The sequence below is a fragment of the Variovorax sp. 05N34 genome, from assembly GCF_056397405.1.
Genome location: NZ_JBFTNI010000007.1, coordinates 57,179 through 75,184, shown reverse-complemented (window position 1 = coordinate 75,184; position 18,006 = coordinate 57,179). Strand labels below are relative to the sequence as shown.

Sequence of the window (18,006 nt, the reverse complement as noted above, 5' to 3'; positions counted from 1 at the left end):
CCGGGCGCCGATTCTGACCGATCGCCATGGGCGCGCTTGAAGGCGCCGCAGTGCTCGGCCAAAGCACATCGAACGTTTTCATGACCCGTTTCGACGACATCCGCCTGCTGCGCATCAACTATTTGCGCGGCCCGAATATCTGGACCTACCGCCCCGTGCTGGAAGTCTGGCTCGACCTGGGCGCGCTCGAAGAGCATCCGTCCAACACCATCGCCGGCTTCACGGAGCGTCTCACCAAGCTGCTGCCGGCGCTGATCGAGCACCACTGCGGCGTCGGCGAGCGCGGCGGGTTCATCCAGCGCCTGACCGAAGGCACCTGGGCCGGCCACGTGCTGGAACACGTGGTGATCGAGCTGCTCAACCTCGCCGGCATGCCGACAGGCTTCGGCCAGACGCGCAGCACCTCGCAGCATGGCGTCTACCGGATGGTGTTTCGCGCACGCGATGAGCAAGTCGCCCGCGTCGCCCTGGCCGAGGGCCACCGCTTGCTGATGGCAGCGATCAACCACGATCCCTTCGACGCGGCGGACGTGCAACGCGCCGTCGATGCGGTCAAGGCCAAGGTCGAGGACTGCTATCTGGGCCCCAGCACCGCCTGCATCGTGGGCGCTGCGACCGATCGCGGCATTCCGCACATGCGGCTCAACAGCGGCAATCTGGTCCAGCTCGGCTACGGCGCGAACCAGCAGCGCATCTGGACGGCCGAGACCGACTACACCAGCGCCATCGGCGAATCAATCGCCAGCGACAAGGAACTCACCAAATCGCTGCTCGCAAGCTGCGGCGTGCCGGTGCCTGAAGGGCAGGTCGTCGCCAACGCCGGGGAAGCCTGGGAAGCGGCCGAAGACATCGGATTGCCAGTGGCCGTGAAGCCGTCCGACGCCAATCATGGCCGCGGCGTTTCGCTCGAACTCAACACGCGCGAAGAAGTCATCGCCGCTTTCGCGGTCGCCGAGCCCGAAGGCAGCGACGTGATGGTGGAGCGCTTCATCCGCGGGTCGGAGCACCGTCTGCTAGTGGTCGGCGGCCAGGTGGTCGCCGCCGCGCGTGGCGAAATCATCACAGTCACGGGCGACGGCGAATCGACCGTGGCCCAGCTCATCGAAAGCCAGCTCAACAGCGATCCTCGCCGTGGCGCGGAAGAGGAATACCCGCTGGATGTGATCGTGCTGGACACGGATGCCAAGCTGCAGCTCGAACTCAAGCGCCAGGAGCTCGATGGCAATTCGGTGCCTGCATCGGGGCGGGTCGTCACGATCCAGCGCAACGGGAACATGTCGATCGACTGCACCGACCAGGTACATCCTGAAGTCGCGCACGCCGCAGTGCTCGCTGCCCGCGTGGTGGGGCTCGACATCGCCGGCATCGATCTCGTGGCGCAGGACATCTCCCGGCCGCTCGCGGCGCAGGGCGGTGCGATCGTCGAAGTCAACGCCGGCCCGGGATTGCTGATGCACCTGAAGCCGGCCGTCGGATCGCCCCGCCCCGTGGGCCGCGCGATCTGCGATCACCTCTTTCCGGACGACGCTCCGGGCCGCATCCCTGTGGTCGGCGTGGCCGGCTCGCGCGATACCGCGGTGTTGTCCCGGCTGGTCGCCTGGCTGATCAGCCTCGGCGGCCGTCATACGGGCCTGGCCTGCCGCGACGGCCTCTTCCTCGATCGGCGCAGGGTCGACGCGCGCACGAGCGCCAACTGGCAAGCCGGCCATCGTCTGCTGGTCAACCGTGCCGTGCAGGCCGTGGTGATCGAAAACGGCGCCGAAACCATCCTGCGCGATGGCCTTTCCTATGACCGCTGCGAAGTCGGCATCGTGACGGACCTGGACGGCTCGGACGCGCTCGGCGAATTCGACATCACCGAGAGTGACCAGATGGTCAAGGTGCTGCGCACGCAGGTCGACGTCGTGCTGCCCGAAGGCACCGCCGTGCTGAACGCGGCCGACCCACGCGTGGCCGGGCTGGCCCCGCTGTGCGATGGCGCGGTGATTCTTTATGCCGCGGACCCGCAGGCCGAAGCGCTGACGAAACACCGTACCGATGGCGGCAGGGCCGTCGTCATTCGGCAGGACCGCGTGGTTCTCGCCAACGGCACCAGCGAATCTTTCCTGCCCGGGCTCGGCCGGCTCACCATTTGGCGCGCCACGCATGCGGGCGTCAGCCTGGAAAGCCTGCTCGCCGCAGTCGCCGCCGCGTGGGCCATGGGCATTCCGCTCAACCTGATCGGCGCCGGCGCGGAAGCCTTCGAAGCAGACCTGCAGGCGGCGCTCGCATCGTTGCAGCTGTCGCAAACGCTGGTTTCACCCGAACTTCAATTTGCCTAAATGAACACCCCGGGCGTCGCGCCCGCTCAAGCGCCGCGCGGCAGCGGCGGAACCGGCTTCGCCGGGCCGCTCGCTGCGCCCCCTCGAGGGGGGAGGCGGCTACGCGAAGCGAGCAAGCAACGGGGGGGAGATAGTTATGGAAATCACACGCACCCGCGCACTGCGCGGCCCCAATCTCTGGAGCCGCCACACCTGCATCGAAGCGATCGTCAACTGCAAGGGTGACGAAAACGCCATCGAGCGCCTCACCGGATTCGAGCCGCGCCTGCGCGCGCTCTTTCCGACCATCGGCGAACTGCATCCGATCGTGCTCGGCCAGCCGCTCGCGCTGGCGCACGTGCTGGAAAACGCCGCAGTCGCTCTGCAGGCGCAGGCCGGCTGCGCGGTGAATTTCGGCCACACCTCGCGCACCATCGATGAAGGCGTCTACCAGGTCACCTTCCAGTACAGCGAAGAAGCCGTCGGCCGCCGCGCACTGGAGTTGGCCAAAGAGCTCATCGATGCCGCGCAAGGCAATGCCGCCTTCGACGCCACGGCGGCCATTACCGAACTGCGCGACCTCGACGAATCCGAGCGCCTCGGACCGAGCACCGGCTCCATCGTCGACGCGGCGGTGGCCCGGGGCATCCCGTACCGGCGCCTCACCAGCGGCAGCCTCGTGCAGTTCGGCTGGGGTTCCAAGCAGCGCCGCATCCAGGCCGCTGAAGTCGACAGCACGAGCGGTGTCGCCGAAGCCATCGCGCAGGACAAGGAACTCACCAAGCAACTGCTCAACGCAGCAGGCGTCCCTGTTCCGCTCGGCCGTCCGGTGACCGACGCCGAAGACGGCTGGGCTGCGGCGCAGGAGATCGGGCTGCCGGTGGTCGTCAAGCCGCAGGACGGCAATCAGGGCAAAGGCGTCACGGTCAACATCACCACGCGCGAGCAGCTCGGTGCGGCTTATGCATCGGCGGCAGTTCATGGCGAGGTGATGGTCGAGAAATTCCTGCCCGGCTTCGACTTCCGTTTGCTCGTGGTCGGCGATCGGCTCGTGGCCGCGGCCCGCCGTGATCCGCCGCAGGTGATCGGCGACGGCGCAAAGACTGTTCGCGAACTCGTCGATGCGGTCAACCAGGACCCGCGGCGCGGCGAAGGGCACGCGACATCGCTCACGAAGATCCGGCTGGACGACATTGCGATCGGCCGCCTCGAAGCACAGGGCTTGAAGCCCGACAGCGTGCCCACGCTGGGCCAGCGGGTCGTCCTGCGCAACAACGCCAATCTTTCGACCGGCGGCACCGCGACCGACGTGACCGACACGGTGCACCCCGAAGTCGCCGCGCGTGCGGTCGATGCGGCGCAGATGGTCGGGCTGCACATCTGCGGCGTCGACATGGTTTGCGAGAACGTGCTGCGCCCGCTCGAAGAACAGCACGGCGGCGTGGTCGAAGTCAATGCCGCGCCCGGGCTTCGCATGCACATCTCGCCCTCGTTCGGCCGCGGCCGCGCGGTGGGCGAAGCGGTGATGGACACGCTCTTCGCCCATGGCGACGACGGCCGCATCCCGGTGGTGGCCGTGACCGGCACCAATGGCAAGACGACGACCGCAAGGCTGATCAACCACCTGCTCGCCGCCAGCGGCCTGCGCACCGGCATGACCAACACCGACGGCGTCTACGTCGACGGGCGCCAGACCGACAGCGGCGATTGCAGCGGCCCGAAGAGCGCGCGCAACGTGCTGCTCCATCCGGACGTCGACGCGGCCGTCTTCGAAGTGGCGCGTGGCGGCATCCTGCGCGAAGGCCTCGGATTCGATCGCTGCCAGGTGGCAGTCGTCACCAACATCGGCAGCGGCGACCACCTCGGCCTCAACTACATCACCACAGTGGAAGACCTCGCCGTGCTCAAGCGCGTGATCGTGCGCAACGTGGCGCCCACCGGCTATGGCGTGCTCAACGCAGCCGACCCGAACGTCGCTGCGATGGCCGCGAGTTGCCCTGGCAGCGTGATCTTCTTTACCGCCGACCGGCAGCATCCGGTGATGGCCACGCACCGCGCGCAAGGCAAGCGCACGGTTTATGTGGACCAGGACGCCGTGATCGCGGCAGAGGGCTCGTGGCGCGAACGCATTCCGCTGCGCGACGTGCAGATCACGCGCAACGGCACCATCGGCTTCCAGGTCGACAACGTGATGGCCGCCATCGCGGCGGCCTGGGCCGTGGGCCTGGACTGGGATGCGATCCGCAGCGGGCTTGCCAGCTTCAAGAACGACGCCGCCGGTGTGCCGGGCCGCTTCAACGTGATGGACTATCGCGGTGCGACCGTCATTGCCGACTACGGCCACAACACCGACGCCATGCGCGCGCTGGTCTCTGCCGTCGACACCATGCCGGCGAAGAAGCGCTCGGTCGTGATCAGCGGTGCAGGTGATCGCCGCGATTGCGACATCCGCGACCAGACCGCCATCCTCGGCGAAGCCTTCGACGACGTCATCCTCTATCAGGATGCGGCGCAGCGCGGACGGGCCGACGGTGAAGTCATGGCGCTGCTCCGGCAAGGGCTCGAAGGCGCGCGGCGCACGCGCTTCATCGACGAAATCCGCGGCGAATTCGTGGCCATCGATTCGGCGCTGGAACGCCTGCAGCCGGGCGATCTGTCGCTGATCCTCGTGGACCAGGTCGAAGAAGCCCTCGCCCACCTCGCAAAGCGTATCGCCGAAGCTTGAGCCGGCGCCCGCCTTGAGAGCAGGTTGCCCGAGTGCTTGCCGGATTGGTCCGACACGAACGCGCGGCGAGGGGGGGTGGTTCGGGAACGGTTCGCCCCGCATACTCCAAGTTCCCATAAGGAGTACCCATGAAGAACGCCTTTCGAACGTGTCTCGCAGTCCTCGTGGCAACCGGTGGCCTTGCTGCCGGCTCGTCCGTCCTCGCCCAGTCGTCTTCCATGTCTTCGTCCGCCTCGTCGCTGCCTTGCGATGGCGTGCACCAGAACAAGCAGGCTTGCCTGCGCGAAAGGGGTGCAGCGGCCGAGACAGCGCGCAGAGGCGGCTTCCCGAAGGTCGATGACGCAACCCTGCGGCAGAACGCCCTGGCCCGCTGCAGCCGGCAGCCCCCTTCGGACCGCGCCGCCTGCGAGGCGCGGGTCACGGGCAGCGGTTCCACCACCATCACCGGCAGCGTGCTGGGTGGCGGCGTGATCCGGTCGACCGAAACACTCGTCCCGGCGCAATGAAGCGGCGGTCGTAGGACTCAAACCAAAGACCTACGCCGTCACTCGACTGTCACATTGGGCGCGACTGCGCTGGATATAGTCATGGGCTAGTTTTTAAGAGGAAAACTTCCCCATGAACGCCATCAAGGTCGCCCGTCGATTCATCGAGACCGACCCGACCAATGAGTCGGCAAAGATCCTGGCCCGTCTGGTACTGGCACTCGAATCGGAGCACAGCTTCGAACTCGTCACGCTGTATGAACTCGACTACAAGAGCTTTCAGATCGCGATGGACATCCTCAAGGAATGGCGGCTGGACCGCTATTACGCGAGCAAGTCCAAGCTGTTCGATCTGTCCCTCCAGGTCAGCGAGTTGCCGGGCTGACAGCGGCGTGCCGGCGGCAGCGAACGACCCGTGACCGAGTTCGAACTCAAGTTCCAGGTCGACACGCAGCACCGGGCGGCGGTCGAAGCGGCGGTGGCCCGCGGCCGCTCGCACGTCGAGCGGCTGCGCGCCCGCTATTTCGACACCGCCGATGGCGCCCTGGCTGCGCAGCGGCTGGTGTTGCGCCTCCGCAAGGAGGGCCAGGCATGGCGCCAGACCGCCAAGGCCCCTACCGACAGCTTGCTGGAGCGCCATGAAGACAACGTGGATCTTCCTCCGGCCGGCGCACGCGACGTCCCCCTTCCCCGCATCGATCGGCATGACGGCACGCCCGTCGGCGATCTGATTCGCGAAGCCTGCCGCGAGGCCGGCCATGACCCGGCGACGGTCGAACTCGTTCCCCTGTACGGCACGGATGTCCGCCGCACGCTGCGCGAAATGCGGACCGGAGACGCGCTGGTCGAACTCGCCTTCGACAGCGGCGAAGTGCGTTCAGGCGAGCATGCGCACGCGCTGTGCGAACTCGAATTCGAGCTCATGGGCGGCAGTCCAAGATCCATGCTCGAACTCGCCCAGCGCTGGCGCAACCGCTACGCGCTCTGGCTCGACACCGTGTCCAAATCCGAGCGCGGCCAGCGGCTGGCGCAAGGCAGGCCCTTCGGCGATGCGGTCAAGGCGCGCCCCCCTGAACTGCACAAGGATCAGGACGGGCCCGAAGTCTTCCGCACGGTGCTCAAGGCTTGCCTGGCGCAAATCCTCCCCAATGCGAGCGAAGTCGCCGCCGGCAGCACTGACGCCGAGCACGTGCATCAGTTGCGAGTCGGCATTCGCCGATTGCGCACTGCGCTGCGCGAAATGGCGGCACTGGCGCCTGCCATCAGCCCCGAATGGGACCCCGCGCTGACAGATGCCTTTCAGGCGCTCGGACGGCGCCGTGATCGCGATCACCTTGTTCACATCGTGCAGCCGAAGCTCGAAGGCGTCGGTGCGCCGCCAGTCGATGGCTCAGTCAGCGCCGCCGATCTTCCCGATCCTTCCGAAGTGGTCCGGGCGGCGGCATTTCAGTCCGTGCTGATGGAACTGATTGCGGCATCGCTGCCGGTCGAACCCACGGACGAGGTCGAGAGCGAGCACCCCGCGCGCGAAGAAACCGGCCCACCGCGCAAGGTGCTGCGCAAGCGGCTCTCCAAACTGCACCGGCAGGTGACGCGCGACGGCCGCCGCTTCGAAGAGCTGGAGCCTGCCGCCCAGCATCGTGTGCGCAAGCGGCTCAAGCGGCTGCGCTACCTGGGTGAGTTCGTGGCGCCGCTGTTCGGCGCGCGCCGCGCGAAGCGCTATCTCGAGCAGCTCGAGCCCGCACAAGACGCGCTGGGCGAACACAACGACAACACCGTCGCCATTGCCGCCTACCGCGACAACGCCAGTCACGACGGGCAGGCGTGGTTCGCGGTCGGTTGGCTCAGCGCGCAACAGCCTGCCAGTGCCTCCGAGTGCCGCAAGGCGCTCGACAAGTTGGCCGATGCACGGCCATTCTGGAAGGCGTCGAAGCGCTGACGCTTCAACGTCAATGCGAGTGCCTGGGCACCGCGGCACCGCGACAGCCCACCAGGAAATCGAAATCGCAGCCCTCGTCCGCTTGCAGCACGTGATCTACATAAAGCCGCTGATAGCCGCCGCCCTTGGCGACGACTGGCGTACGCGCGATGGTCGCGAGACGATCGGCCAGTTCGGCATCGCTGATGTCCAGGTGCAAGCGGCCCTGTTCGCAGTCGAGCTCGATCCAGTCGCCATCGCGCACGGCAGCCAGCGGGCCGCCGTCGGCCGCTTCAGGTGCGACGTGCAGCACCACCGTGCCGTACGCGGTGCCGCTCATGCGCGCATCCGAAATCCGCACCATGTCCTTGATGCCCGCGCGCAACAGCTTCGGCGGCAAGCCCATGTTGCCGACCTCGGCCATGCCCGGATAGCCCTTGGGACCGCAGTTCTTCATGACCAGCACCGAGCTCGCATCCACGTCGAGCGATTCGTCGGCGATGCGCGTCTTGTAGTGGTCGAAGTCCTCGAACACCACCGCTCTGCCGCGATGCTTGAGCAGTTCGGGCGAAGCAGCGGAAGGCTTCAGCACCGCACCGCGCGGTGACAGGTTGCCGCGCAGGATGCAGATGCCGCCGTCTTCGATGAGCGGCTTGTCCAGCGGGCGGATCACCTCGTCGTTGTAGCTCGGCGCGTCGCGCACGTTGTCCCACAGCGACCGGCCATTGACCGTGAGCGCATCGGGATGCGGCAGCAAGCCGTTTTCGCCGAGCCTGCGCAAGACAGCCGGAAGACCGCCCGCGTAATAGAACTCTTCCATCAGGAAGCGCCCGGAGGGCATCAGATCCACGAGCGTGGGCGTGCCGCGGCCGATGCGCGTCCAGTCTTCGAGTTCGAGCGCAACACCGATGCGCCCGGCGATCGCCTTCAGGTGAATCACGGCATTGGTCGAGCCGCCGATGGCGGCATTGGTGCGAATCGCGTTCTCGAAAGCTTCGCGCGTGAGGATCTTCGACAGCGTCAGCCCTTCGCGCGCCATTTCGACAGCCCGCATGCCCGACATCTGCGCGAGCACATAGCGGCGCGCATCCACTGCCGGGATGGCAGCGTTGTGCGGCAACGAGACGCCCAGCGACTCGGCCATGCAGGCCATCGTCGAAGCCGTGCCCATCGTGTTGCAGGTGCCTGCCGAACGCGACATGCCCGCTTCGGCCGAGAGAAACTGATGCACGTCGATTTCGCCAGCCTTCATCGCCTCGTGCAACTGCCACACGGCGGTTCCAGAGCCGATGTCGCGACCTTCGAGCTTGCCGTTGAGCATCGGCCCGCCGGTGACGACGATCGCGGGAATGTCGCAACTCGCTGCACCCATCAGCAGCGCCGGCGTGGTTTTGTCGCAGCCCGTGAGCAGCACGACGGCGTCGATCGGATTGCCGCGGATGGCTTCCTCGACGTCCATGCTCGCGAGGTTGCGCGTCAGCATGGCGGTCGGGCGCAGATTGGACTCGCCATTGGAGAACACTGGGAACTCCACCGGAAATCCGCCCGCCTCCGAAATGCCACGCTTCACGTGTTCGGCGATCTTGCGGAAGTGCGCGTTGCAGGGCGTGAGCTCAGACCACGTATTGCAGATGCCGATGATCGGGCGTCCATCGAATTCGTGATCGGGGATGCCCTGGTTCTTCATCCAGCTTCGGTACATGAAGCCATTCTTGTCGGCCGACCCGAACCATTCGGTCGATCGCAGTTTCTTGGGTGTGTCGGACATGCGGGGATTTCGGTGATGACTGGCGGTGAGGACTAGGGGCGCTCTGCCGCACGCGCCGAGAACAGGCGCTGCAGCAGGCAGAAGACAAAGAGCAATACGCCGACCACGATGCGAGTCCACCAGGAACTCAGCGTGCCGTCGAAGGAAATGAGCGTCTGGATGACGCCCAGCATCAGCACGCCGAAGAGCGTGCCAATCACATAGCCGACACCGCCGGTGAGAAGCGTGCCGCCGATCACCACCGCCGCGATGGCATCCAGTTCGAGCCCGACCGCGTGCAGCCCATAGCCTGAGAGCATGTAGAACGTGAACACAACGCCACCCAACGCAGAGCAGAAACCGGAGAACGTGTAGACGCCGATCACCGTCGAGCGAACGGGCAGGCCCATCAGCACCGCCGATTGTTCGTTGCCGCCAATCGCATACACCGTGCGGCCGAAGGGCGTGTAGTGCGCGATGAAGACCGCGATCGCGACCATCGCGAGTGCGATCAACCCGCTGAGCGAGATCGACGCCGTGCCCCACACCGGAAGGCGCCATTGCGAGATTTCGGAGTAGACCTCGTTGGTGATGCTGATCGAATCGATGCTGATCAGATAGCAAAGCCCGCGTGCGAGAAACATTCCGGCCAGCGTCACGATAAAAGGCTGCAGCCGGAAGCGTTCGATCAGCACCCCCATGAAAGCGCCGAACAGCGTGCCCATGGCGAGCACCAGCGGAATGACCACTGCGGGGCTCCAGCCGTGCTTTTCGACCAGCGAGGCGGAGACCATCGTCGTCAATGCGATCACCGAGCCTACCGAAAGGTCGATGCCCCCTGACAAGATCACGAAGGTCATCCCCACCGCGACGATGCACAAGAACGCATTGTCGATCAGCAGGTTCAGGAAAACCTGGGCCGAGAAGAAGCCGTTGTAGAAGATCGAACCCAGCGTCGCGACCAGCACGAACAGCGAGATGGTCGCGGCCAGCGGCAGGTACTTCGGGTTGAGTCCCCTGCGCGGACGCGAAGCCGGCGCAGGCACTCCAGGCGCGTGCGCGCTCGATTCAGGCACCACCGCGCTCATGCTTGACCCCTCACACGTGGTGGCCGCTGCACCAGCTGGCGAATGCTCGCGCGGAACTCGGCCGACTGCACCAGCATCACCACGAAAACCACCGCCGCCTTCACCACCAGGTTGATCTCAGGCGGCACGCCGAGCGAATAGATGCCGTAGGTCAGCGTCTGGATGATCAACGCGCCGATCACGCTGCCCACCAAGCTGAAGCGCCCGCCCGTCAGTGCCGTGCCGCCAAGCGTCACAGCCAGGATCGCATCGAGCTCCAGCAACTGTCCCGCGTTGTTGCCATCCGCGCTCTTGACGTTCGAGCTAATCAGCAAGCCCGCCACGCCCGCGCAAAACGCGCAGAACATGTAGGCACCCACGATGATCCGGCGCGCCCGCACGCCCGCCACACGCGCCGCGTTCGGGTTGATGCCCACCGACTGAACGAAGAGCCCCAGCGCGCTCTGCGTGATCGCGAAGTACACCAGCGCGAACACCGCCGCCGCAACATAGACAGAAAACGGCAACCCGAACAGATAGCCGCTGCCGATAAAGAAAAACGGCGCGTAGTAGATCGTGATGATCTGCCCACCCGTGATCAGCTGCGCGATGCCGCGCCCCGCCACCATCAGGATCAGCGTCGCAATGATCGGCTGCATGCCAACCCGCGCGACCAGCAGCCCGTTCCACAATCCGCACACCAGGGCCGCCCCAAGCGCCGCCACGATCGCCAGCCACATCGGAAACCGGCTCACCTCCGCCGCCGCCCCGTTGTTGACCACCAGCGACCCGCCGATCATCCACGCCGCCAGCGCCGCCGCGATAGCCACCACCGCGCCCACCGAAATATCGATCCCCCGTGTCGCGATCACCAGCGTCATACCCAGCGCAACCAGCACCAGCGGCGCCGCCCGATTGAGAATGTCGATCAAGCTCCCATAAAGATGCCCGCCCCGCACCTCCAGATGCAAGAAGCTCGGATTGAAGACAGCATTGATCCCCAGCAATATCAGCAGCGTGACCAACGGCCAAGCCAACCGATGCCGAAACGCCCGCGAAACCATAGAAGCCGACCCCATATCACTCATATCAGATCCACCATCGATCCCTTCTCAGAAACACCGCGGAACCGGCTCCGCTGGGCCGCCGGTGTTGCCCCCGGTAGGGGGTTGGCGAAGCGACACGAAGTGCGCGAAGCCTGGGGGCGAGTCATGACTCAGCGATCAGGTCGTAGACGGCGTCCTCGGTGGCGCCACCGGGCAGTTCACCCACCTTGTGCCGCTCGCGCAGCACCACAATGCGATGCGAGACGCGCACCACTTCGTTCATTTCCGACGAAATGAACAACACCGCCATCCCGCCCCGCGCCAGGCGCAGGATCTCGTCCATGATTTCCTGCTTGGCCGCGACGTCGATTCCGCGCGTCGGCTCGTCGAGGATCAACAGGCGCGGCTCCGTTGCCAGCCACCGCGCCAGCACCGCCTTCTGCTGATTGCCGCCCGAGAGCAAGCCGATCGGCGTCTCGATGCTGGCCGTCTTGATGCCCAGTGCCTTGACGAAACGCTCCGCCAGCGCCGCCTGCTCGGCGCGCGACAGCGTGTTGCGCACACCGCGGCGAGCCTGCAAGGCGAGCGCGATGTTCTCGCGCAGCGACAAGTCGGCGATGATGCCGTCGGTTTTTCGTTCTTCGGGACACAACGCAAGGCCGTGCTTCACCGCATCCGCCGGACTCGCAAGATCGACCGCGACACCGTCGATCTTCAGACTGCCTTGATCCGGCTTCGCGAGCCCGAACAGCAATCGCGCCAACTCGGTGCGCCCCGAGCCGAGCAGCCCGGCCAGCCCCACGATCTCACCGGGACGCACCTGCAGGTCCACTGGCTGCAACTGCCCGCGCTGGGCCAAGCCTTCCGTTGCCAGCACCGCGGCAGCACCAACGTCAATGGGAGGCAGGTCCGCATGACCGGTCGCCTGTGCTGCGAACTCGCGCCCGACCATCGCCGAGATCAGCGCCTGGGGCCCGAGCTCGCTGGGCTTCCATTCTCCGACCCAGCCGCCATTGCGCAGCACGGTGATCCGGTCCGACACCGCATAGACCTGGTTCAGGAAATGCGTGACGAACAAGATCGCCAGCCCCTCGCCCCGCAACCGGCGCAGCACAGTGAAGAGGCTCTTCACTTCCTCGTCGTCCAGGCTCGATGTGGGCTCGTCCAGAATCAACACCTTCGACGACAGGCCCAGCGCACGCGCGATCGCCACCATCTGCTGCACGGCCACCGAATAGCTCGACAACAGCCGGCTGACGTCGATATGCACGTCCAGCCGCGCCAGCAGCGCACGCGCCTCGCGGTTCACGGCCGCCCAGTCGATGCGAAAGCCCTGCGCCAACCCGCGTCGTGGATAGCGCCCCGAGAAGATGTTCTCCGCCACCGACAGATTTGGGCAGAGATTGACTTCCTGATACACGGTGCTGATGCCCATGCGCTGCGCATCGATCGGCGAAGAAGGCCTGATGGGCGTACCCGAGAGCGTCATCTCGCCGGCATCCGCCGCATAGACCCCGGTCAACACCTTGATCAACGTCGACTTTCCCGCGCCGTTCTGTCCCAGAAGCGAATGGATTTCACCGGACCGCAGCCGCAGCGCGACGCCGCGCAAGGCCGGCACGCCGTTGAACTGCTTGTCGATGCCCGTGAGTTGCAGCACCGGCGCGTCGATGGAAGCGGGCGTGCTCATTTGTTCTTGTTGTAGACGTCGATGAACACCGCCGCCAGCAACACCAATCCCTTGATCACCTGCTGGTAGTCGATCCCGATGCCCAGGATCGACATGCCGTTGTTCATCACGCCCATGATGAAGGCCCCGATCACCGCGCCCATCACCTTGCCGACGCCGCCCGAAGCCGACGCGCCGCCGATGAAGCAGGCCGCGATCACGTCCAGCTCGAAGCCCAGCCCTGCCTTGGGCGTGGCCGTATTGAGCCGCGCGGCGAACACGAGGCCCGCCAGCGCAGCCAGCACGCCCATGTTCACGAAGGTCAGAAAGGCCAGCCGCTGCGTCTTGATGCCGGACAACCTCGCCGCCTTCTCGTTGCCGCCCAGCGCATAGATGCGGCGGCCAATCGTCGTGCGGTTGGTGACGAAGTCGTAGGCGACGATCAGCACCGCCATCACGATCAGCACGTTGGGCAGCCCCTTGTAGGTCGCGAGCAGATAGCTCAGCAGCAGGATCGCCGCCGCGAAGAACAGGTTCTTGACGAGGAAGAAAGCGTAGGGTTCCTGCGCCATGCCATGTGCCGCGAGCTTCGCGCGGCCGCGCAGCCTGAAGAACACCAGCGCCGCGGCGGCGAGCGCGCCGAGCACGAGCGAAGTGGTGCGCAAGCTTTCGCCGCCCATCACGTCAGGCACGAAGCCCGAACTCAGCTTCTGGAAAGCCTCGGGAAACGGCCCCACCGACTGCCCAGCGAGCAATGCCAGCGTGAGGCCCTTGAACACCAGCATGCCCGCCAGCGTGACGATGAACGAAGGAATCCGGAAGAAGGCTACGAACCAGCCCTGCGCCGCGCCGATCAACCCGCCGGCGATCAGGCACACGATGAAGGTCGGCACGAAATGCCAGTCGTATTCCACCATCAGCACCGCAGCCAGCGCGCCGACGAAGCCGCACACCGAGCCTACCGAGAGGTCGATGTGGCCCGCGACGATCACCAGCAGCATGCCCAGCGCCATGATCACGATGTAGCTGTTCTGCAGCAGCAGATTGGTGAGGTTCAGCGGCCGCATCAGCGTGCCGTCCGTCAGCACCTGGAACAGCGCCATGATCGCGACCAGCGAGATCAGCATGCCGTATTCGCGCAGGTTGTTCTTGATGAATCCCGCGTGCTCGGCGGCCGCCGTACTGGATGCCGGCGGCGTGATGGGTGTTGCCGGTTTCACGGCTTCTGCTTCAGGCTGCATTGACGCTGCTCCCGGAGGCTACGATGACGCGCATGATTTTTTCCTGCGAGGCCTCGGCAGCAGGAAACTCGGCGACGAAGCGCCCTTCGTTCATCACATAGATGCGGTCGCACATGCCGAGCAATTCCGGCAGTTCGGAAGAAATCATGAGAATGCCTTTGCCCTCGCTCGCGAGCTGGTCGATGATGGTGTAAATCTCGTACTTGGCGCCCACGTCGATACCGCGGGTCGGCTCGTCAAGAATCAGCAGCTCGGGCTTGGCAAAGAGCCACTTGCTCAACACCACCTTCTGCTGGTTGCCTCCGGACAGGTTGACCACGCGCTGGTCCACGCCGGCGCAGCGGATGTTCAGCGCGCGCCGGTACTCGTTCGCCACCTTGAACTCGCGCCCTTCGTCGATCACGCCGCCCTCTGAGATGGCGGCCAGGTTGGCCATGCTCACGTTCTTGCGGATGTCTTCCTCCAGCACCAGCCCCGCACTCTTGCGGTCCTCGGTGACATACGCGATGCCATGGTCGATCGCCTTTCGGATCGTGCTCACGTCGACTTCCTTGCCGTGCATGTGCACCGAACCGCTGATGCGCTGCCCGTAAGAGCGCCCGAACACGCTCATGGCGAATTCAGTGCGCCCGGCACCCATCAGCCCCGCGATGCCGACGATCTCGCCGCGCCGCACATGCAGGTTCACGCCCTTGATCTGCTCGCGGTCGGCATGCAATGCATGGTGAACGCGCCAGTCGCGCACCTCGAAGATGGTTTCGCCGATGTGCGGCGTGCGCTGCGGGTAGCGGTGCGCCATGTCGCGCCCGACCATGCCGCGAATGATGCGGTCTTCGCTGATCGGCGTGCTGCGGCAGTCCATGGTTTCGACCGTCGCGCCATCGCGCAACACGGTGATCGAATCGGCCACCTTGGCGATCTCGTTCAGCTTGTGCGAGATGAGGATCGACGCAATGCCCTGCGCCTTGAGCTCCAGCAGAAGGCGCAGCAAGGCATCGCTGTCGCTTTCGTTCAGGCTCGCGGTCGGCTCGTCCAGGATCAGCAGCTTGACCTCTTTCGAGAGCGCCTTCGCGATCTCGACCATCTGCTGCTTGCCCACCCCGAGATTGGTGATGAGCGCTGTCGGCAGCTCCTTGAGCCCGACCTTGGCCAGCAGCTCACGCGTGCGGGCGTAAGCCTCGAACCAGTCGATCACGCCGCCGCGCGCGGTCTCGTTGCCGAGAAAGATGTTTTCCGCAATCGACAGCAGCGGCACCAGCGCGAGTTCCTGGTGAATGATGATGATGCCGAGCTTCTCACTGTCGGCGATGCTCCTGAAGCGGCGCACTTCGCCTTCGAAGTGGATCTCCCCTTCGTAGGAGTCGCAGGAATACACGCCGCTGAGCACCTTCATCAGCGTGGACTTGCCCGCGCCGTTCTCGCCGACCACCGCGTGGATCTCTCCCGCGCGTACTGCGAGGTTGACGTTGTCCAGCGCGTTCACCCCCGGAAAGCTCTTGGTGATGCCGCGCATCTCCAGAATCACATCTTTCACCCTGTCTCCCTTCGAACCTGCGGGGCCACCGGCCCCGCGTCGCACGTCCCGGCTACTTGATCTGGCTTTCCTTGTAGTAGCCCGAGTCAACCAATGCCTGCTTCCAGTTCGACCCGTCCACGCTGACAGGCTTGAGCAGATAAGACGGCACCACCTTGACCCCGTTGTTGTAGGTCTTGGTGTCGTTCACCTCCGGCTGCTTGCCGGCCATCATCGCGTCGACCATGTTGACGGTGACCTTCGCCAACTCGCGCGTGTCCTTGAAGACCGTGGAAGTCTGCTCTTTCTTGAGGATCGACTTGACGGAGGGGATTTCCGCGTCCTGCCCCGTCACCACCGGCATCGGCTGCTGTGCAGAGCCATAGCCCACGCCCTTGAGCGAGGAGATGATGCCGATCGAAAGCCCGTCGTAAGGCGACAGCACCGCATCCACGCGGTCCTTGGTGTAGTAGGCCGACAGCAGGTTGTCCATGCGCGCCTGCGCCACGGCACCGTCCCAGCGCAGCGTCGAGACCTTGTCCATGCCCATCTGCTTGCTGCGCACCACCAGCTTGCCGCTGTCGATGTAGGGCTTGAGCACTGACATTGCGCCGTTGTAGAAGAAGAACGCGTTGTTGTCGTCCGGCGAACCGCCGAAGAGCTCGATGTTGTACGGCCCCTTGCCTTCTTTGAGCTTCAGCGCGTTCTCGATGTACTGCGCTTGCAGCACCCCGACTTGGTAGTTGTCGAAGGTCGCGTAGTAGTCGACGTTCTTCGAGTTCTTGATGAGCCGGTCATACGCGATCACCTTCACGCCCTTGTCGGCGGCCTTCTGCAGCACGTCCGACAGCGTCGTGCCATCAATCGCCGCAATCACCAGCACCTTCGGCCCCTTGGTGACCATGTTCTCGATCTGCGCAAGCTGGTTCGGAATGTCGTCGTCGGCGTACTGCAGGTCCGTCTTGTACCCCTTCTCATTGAAGTACTTGACCATGTTCGACCCATCCGCAATCCACCGCGCCGACGACTTCGTAGGCATCGAAATYGCAACGAGCCCCTTGTCCTGCGCATGCACAAGCGGCACCACGCCACCCATCATCACAGCCGCAGCCCCAGCAAGCAGCGACTTAAGAAATACACGTTTCATGAGCGTCTCCAGTTTCAAAAAAATTCATCCCCAAAAATGACTGCAACCGCGGCCGCGAAGCGCGCCGCAATTCGTGGGCTGCCGCGGAACCGGCTTTGCCGGGCCGCAGGCAGCGCCCCCTGGAAGGGGGGAGGCGGCCACACGAAGTGGGCAAGCAACGGGGGTCAGTACTTTCTATTCGGGAATTCGGACTTGGCAACCTCCATCGGGAAGATCCCTTCCTGCGTCAGGATGCGCTTGGGCAGCGGCTTGCCGGCCTTGATGTCCTTGACCGCACTCATCAGCTGCGGTCCAAGCAGCGGGCTGCATTCGACCGACACATTCAGTTTGCCGGCCATCATGGCCTCGAAGGCTCCCTTCACGCCGTCCACCGAGATGATGATGATGTCCTGCGCCGGCTTCATGCCCGCTTCCTCGATCGCCTGGATCGCGCCGATCGCCATGTCGTCGTTGTGCGCATACAGCACGTTGATCTTCTTGCCCTCGGCCTTCAGGAAGGCTTCCATCACTTCCTTGCCCTTGGCGCGGGTGAAGTCGCCCGTCTGCGAACGGATGATCTTGAACTTCGGATCGGCCTTGATGATTTCCTCGAAGCCCTTCTTGCGGTCGATCGCGGGTGCCGAGCCGACGGTGCCCTGCAGTTCGACGATGTTGACGGGGCCCGCGTTGCCCTTTTCCTTCTCGACCAGCCAGCGGCCTGCCTTGCGGCCTTCCTCGACGAAGTCAGAGCCCATGAAGGTCACGTAGAGCGAGGTGTCCTTGCTGTCGACAGAGCGGTCGGTCAGCACCACCGGAATGCCGGCGGCCTTGGCTTCGCGCAGCACCGGATCCCAGCCCGATTCGACCACCGGCGAGAAGGCGATCACGTCGACCTTCTGGGCGATATAGGAACGAATCGCCTTGATCTGGTTTTCCTGCTTCTGCTGTGCGTCGGAGAACTTGAGATCGATGCCGGCCTCCTTGGCGGCCGACTTGATCGACTCTGTGTTGGCCGTGCGCCATTCGCTTTCGGCGCCGACTTGGGCAAAGCCCAGGACGATCTTCTGCTGGGCCAGTGCCTTGATCGGCAGCAGCGACGAGAGCGACGCGGTAGCAAGGGCGATGTTGAGTGTGCGACGGTTCAGTTTCATGTTGTCTCCTGTTTGAAC

General features: G+C 64.9%; 13 protein-coding genes. 5 read left to right on the top strand and 8 right to left on the bottom strand.

Features of this window, described 5'->3' with window-relative positions; all coding sequences use genetic code 11:
* Positions 1–80: 80 nt before the first annotated feature.
* The 5 genes from AC1DMA_RS19370 to AC1DMA_RS19350 all read left to right on the top strand — a co-directional run bounded on the left by AC1DMA_RS19370 (position 81) and on the right by AC1DMA_RS19350 (position 7,449).
* Positions 81–2,321 (top strand): cyanophycin synthetase, encoded by a 2,241-nt coding sequence (locus AC1DMA_RS19370; protein ID WP_478145247.1) that lies wholly within the window; start codon positions 81–83, stop codon positions 2,319–2,321.
* Positions 2,322–2,457: 136 nt separating this feature from the next.
* A complete protein-coding gene (gene cphA / locus AC1DMA_RS19365; RefSeq protein ID WP_478145246.1) occupies positions 2,458–5,025 on the top strand; it encodes a cyanophycin synthetase in 2,568 nt (855 codons plus the stop codon).
* A 128-nt stretch (positions 5,026–5,153) separates the two neighbouring features.
* Entirely contained in the window at positions 5,154–5,531 is a 378-nt protein-coding gene (locus tag AC1DMA_RS19360; RefSeq protein ID WP_478145245.1) for a hypothetical protein, read from the top strand.
* 112 nt (positions 5,532–5,643) lie between these two features.
* Positions 5,644–5,895 carry a hypothetical protein gene (locus AC1DMA_RS19355; protein ID WP_478125328.1) on the top strand — a complete coding sequence of 84 codons (252 nt, stop codon included), beginning with the start codon at positions 5,644–5,646 and terminating at the stop codon, positions 5,893–5,895.
* A gap of 30 nt (positions 5,896–5,925) precedes the next feature.
* Positions 5,926–7,449: a CYTH and CHAD domain-containing protein gene (locus tag AC1DMA_RS19350; RefSeq protein WP_478145244.1), complete on the top strand. Its 1,524-nt coding sequence runs from the start codon at positions 5,926–5,928 to the stop codon at positions 7,447–7,449.
* 10 nt (positions 7,450–7,459) lie between these two features.
* Here AC1DMA_RS19350 and AC1DMA_RS19345 read toward each other — a convergent pair whose 3' ends face one another.
* From AC1DMA_RS19345 to AC1DMA_RS19310, 8 genes are all read right to left on the bottom strand, one after another.
* On the bottom strand, positions 7,460–9,196 hold the full coding sequence (locus tag AC1DMA_RS19345; RefSeq protein WP_478125326.1) for an IlvD/Edd family dehydratase: 1,737 nt from the start codon (positions 9,194–9,196) through the stop codon (positions 7,460–7,462).
* 32 nt (positions 9,197–9,228) lie between these two features.
* A complete protein-coding gene (yjfF, locus tag AC1DMA_RS19340; protein WP_478145243.1) occupies positions 9,229–10,263 on the bottom strand; it encodes a galactofuranose ABC transporter, permease protein YjfF in 1,035 nt (344 codons plus the stop codon).
* Positions 10,260–11,321, bottom strand: coding sequence for an ABC transporter permease (locus AC1DMA_RS19335; protein WP_478145242.1), 1,062 nt, complete (start codon positions 11,319–11,321; stop codon positions 10,260–10,262). Before AC1DMA_RS19335 ends, yjfF begins: the two co-directional genes overlap by 4 nt.
* A 130-nt stretch (positions 11,322–11,451) precedes the next feature.
* Positions 11,452–12,978: a sugar ABC transporter ATP-binding protein gene (locus AC1DMA_RS19330; protein WP_478145241.1), complete on the bottom strand. Its 1,527-nt coding sequence runs from the start codon at positions 12,976–12,978 to the stop codon at positions 11,452–11,454.
* Positions 12,975–14,198: a multiple monosaccharide ABC transporter permease gene (gene mmsB / locus AC1DMA_RS19325; RefSeq protein WP_478125322.1), complete on the bottom strand. Its 1,224-nt coding sequence runs from the start codon at positions 14,196–14,198 to the stop codon at positions 12,975–12,977. The genes AC1DMA_RS19330 and mmsB overlap by 4 nt, the downstream gene beginning before the upstream one ends.
* Positions 14,188–15,711, bottom strand: a complete 1,524-nt coding sequence (mmsA, locus tag AC1DMA_RS19320) for a multiple monosaccharide ABC transporter ATP-binding protein (protein ID WP_478145395.1) — start codon at positions 15,709–15,711, stop codon at positions 14,188–14,190. The genes mmsB and mmsA overlap by 11 nt, the downstream gene beginning before the upstream one ends.
* A gap of 73 nt (positions 15,712–15,784) precedes the next feature.
* Entirely contained in the window at positions 15,785–16,858 is a 1,074-nt protein-coding gene (chvE, locus tag AC1DMA_RS19315) for a multiple monosaccharide ABC transporter substrate-binding protein (protein ID WP_478125321.1), read from the bottom strand.
* 164 nt (positions 16,859–17,022) lie between these two features.
* Complete coding sequence (locus tag AC1DMA_RS19310; protein ID WP_478125320.1) at positions 17,023–17,988, bottom strand: ABC transporter substrate-binding protein; 966 nt, start codon at positions 17,986–17,988, stop codon at positions 17,023–17,025.
* Positions 17,989–18,006 lie beyond the last annotated feature (18 nt).

Bases quoted from the DNA above. Each gene is read 5' to 3' on its own strand.
- yjfF (WP_478145243.1), bottom strand. From the start codon at position 10,263: ATGAGCGCGGTGGTGCCTGAATCGAGCGCGCACGCGCCTGGAGTGCCT.
- AC1DMA_RS19335 (WP_478145242.1), bottom strand. From the start codon at position 11,321: ATGGGGTCGGCTTCTATGGTTTCGCGGGCGTTTCGGCATCGGTTGGCT.
- AC1DMA_RS19360 (WP_478145245.1), top strand. From the start codon at position 5,154: ATGAAGAACGCCTTTCGAACGTGTCTCGCAGTCCTCGTGGCAACCGGT.
- mmsA (WP_478145395.1), bottom strand. From the start codon at position 15,711: ATGCGCGGCATCACCAAGAGCTTTCCGGGGGTGAACGCGCTGGACAAC.
- AC1DMA_RS19355 (WP_478125328.1), top strand. From the start codon at position 5,644: ATGAACGCCATCAAGGTCGCCCGTCGATTCATCGAGACCGACCCGACC.
- cphA (WP_478145246.1), top strand. From the start codon at position 2,458: ATGGAAATCACACGCACCCGCGCACTGCGCGGCCCCAATCTCTGGAGC.
- mmsB (WP_478125322.1), bottom strand. From the start codon at position 14,198: ATGCAGCCTGAAGCAGAAGCCGTGAAACCGGCAACACCCATCACGCCG.
- AC1DMA_RS19370 (WP_478145247.1), top strand. From the start codon at position 81: ATGACCCGTTTCGACGACATCCGCCTGCTGCGCATCAACTATTTGCGC.
- AC1DMA_RS19310 (WP_478125320.1), bottom strand. From the start codon at position 17,988: ATGAAACTGAACCGTCGCACACTCAACATCGCCCTTGCTACCGCGTCG.
- AC1DMA_RS19330 (WP_478145241.1), bottom strand. From the start codon at position 12,978: ATGAGCACGCCCGCTTCCATCGACGCGCCGGTGCTGCAACTCACGGGC.
- AC1DMA_RS19345 (WP_478125326.1), bottom strand. From the start codon at position 9,196: ATGTCCGACACACCCAAGAAACTGCGATCGACCGAATGGTTCGGGTCG.